At 73.6% G+C, this 345-nt stretch carries 1 pseudogene; it reads left to right on the forward strand.

The window, feature by feature from the left end:
• Nucleotides 1-57: 57 nt before the first annotated feature.
• Nucleotides 58-345: pseudogene (locus CCN44_RS46745) on the forward strand (succinyl-diaminopimelate desuccinylase); the annotation flags it as partial.

Consider the following 345-nt stretch of genomic DNA (forward strand, 5'->3'; position numbering starts at 1 on the left):
AGCCCTTTGGCCCATCGGCACACCCGCAGGCTCTCTCCGCTCCGCATGATCGAGGGCATGTCTGACCTCGATCTCACCGCCGATGTCGTCACCCTCACCCGCGCGCTCGTCGACCTGCCCTCCGAGAGCGGGCAGGAGGGGCCTCTCGCGGATGCCGTGGAGCGGGCCCTCCGTCGGCTGCCGCATCTCGCCGTGGACCGGGTCGGCAACTCCGTCATCGCGCGTACCGGGCTCGGGCGGGCCGAGCGTGCCCTGGTCGCCGGGCACCTGGACACCGTGCCGGCCGCCGGGAACCTGCCCTCCCGGCTGGTCGACGGGCGAGTGCACGGGCTCGGGGCCTGTGAC

Origin of the sequence: Streptomyces tricolor, from assembly GCF_002155905.1 — a bacterium.
In the GTDB taxonomy this organism is placed as follows: Bacteria; Actinomycetota; Actinomycetes; order Streptomycetales; family Streptomycetaceae; genus Streptomyces; species Streptomyces tricolor.